Raw genomic sequence first — 1,277 nt, 5'->3', positions numbered from 1 at the left:
AGCAACTCCACCGGCAGGCCCAGGCGCTGGCTGCGCTTGCGGGCCAGCGCGTGCATCTCCGTCGCCGGGTCGATGCCCACCAGCCGCTCGACCTTGGCGCGGTCGTAGAAGGCCAGGTTGAGCCCTGTGCCGATACCGATTTCAAGAACCCGGCCAGTGGCTTGCGGGATGACCTTGCGCCGCTGGCGCGCGATGGGCGAGAGGCTGCAGGCGAAGTCCAACAGGTACGGCAAGACGTGGCGGTCGTACCAAGACGGTGCTGGTGACATGGGAGCCCTTCCCTTCACTGACGTTGCCAGGAAGGTATAGCTGCTGGCAACGAATGCCGCCGCCGCTGCTCCTGACGTCTACCTCCCTGCTGCCCATCCCATTTGCAGTGGCCGTCGGCGTAGGCGTCTTGGTAGATCAATCGCTTTTTCGCGCGCCGCGCGGCATGGTCGGCCAGCGTGCCCATGCCGTAGAAGTGCAAGCTGCGGGAACTGTAGTTGGGAGCGGTTCAGCAACTGGATGACGTTGGCCATGGAAGCAAGCGTCATCAGGCGCCCTTGCTGTTTGTGCAGCGGCCGGTCAGAGGAACGGCCGGATGAGGCAACAGAAGGCGAAGATACTGCCGAACCACACCAGCACGGTCGTGGTGGTGTAGCTGTACCAGCCCTCTTGCCGCAGAAACACTGCCAGCAGCACCGACACCGGATTGGTCGGATTCACGAACCAGTCCTCCTCCCGGTAGCCGTCGAGCGCCCAGTTGAGCTTGCGAATGGCCCAGATGCCCAGGAACAGGAAGGCCATGCCGTGTGCACCGCCCACTTCGAAGTCGCTCGCCACTACCAGGAAGATGGCAATGCCGATGGGCCAGCCCAGGGCGTCCATTACTGCCAAGCGGGTGTTGATGCCGGTGGTCATTTGAGGCTCCAGAGGATGGTGAGGTGGAAGGGGTAGGCGAAGTAAAAAATCCATCTCACCCGGGACGGATGGATTTTTAACGGCACTACCAATGCCACCATCGGAACAGCCGCAAACGCCCAGAAACTACCGTTTACAGGAGTAAGCGCCAGCAGGCAAAGCACCCACGCCGCCGCTGGCCGCCAAGTCAGCGCACGCCAGAAAAACCAGGCGGCCACGGTGGCCCCGATGGCGGGCCACCAGAACTCCACCACCATCCCGGCGGCCGCGGCCAGCGCTAGCGCTGCCTTCGTGCGCTGCTGCTCCAGCAGCCCGATCGCCGCCGCACTCGCCGCCAGCGCGAACATGATGTTGAGCGGCCACCACCCCCCGCG

General features: G+C 64.0%; 3 protein-coding genes. All 3 read right to left on the bottom strand.

Annotated features, from left to right (window positions below; translation table 11 throughout):
- The coding region (locus H537_RS0119085) for a class I SAM-dependent methyltransferase (RefSeq protein WP_028999093.1) at nucleotides 1–269 on the bottom strand (269 nt) is incomplete at its 3' end.
- A 298-nt stretch (nucleotides 270–567) separates the two neighbouring features.
- Nucleotides 568–903 (bottom strand): hypothetical protein, encoded by a 336-nt coding sequence (locus H537_RS0119080; RefSeq protein ID WP_028999092.1) that lies wholly within the window; start codon nucleotides 901–903, stop codon nucleotides 568–570.
- Nucleotides 900–1,277: TraX family protein (locus H537_RS0119075; protein WP_028999091.1), on the bottom strand; the 378-nt coding region annotated here is incomplete at its 5' end. The genes H537_RS0119075 and H537_RS0119080, both read right to left, overlap by 4 nt.

Origin of the sequence: Azohydromonas australica DSM 1124 (assembly GCF_000430725.1) — a bacterium.
GTDB classification, from domain to species: Bacteria; Pseudomonadota; Gammaproteobacteria; order Burkholderiales; family Burkholderiaceae_C; genus Azohydromonas; species Azohydromonas australica.
Note: the sequence above shows the minus strand (reverse complement) of the source record. Positions and strands in the feature narration are given on the sequence as shown.

Excerpts from the sequence above, each read along its gene's own strand:
- H537_RS0119080 (WP_028999092.1), bottom strand. The coding sequence starts at position 903 with ATGACCACCGGCATCAACACCCGCTTGGCAGTAATGGACGCCCTGGGC.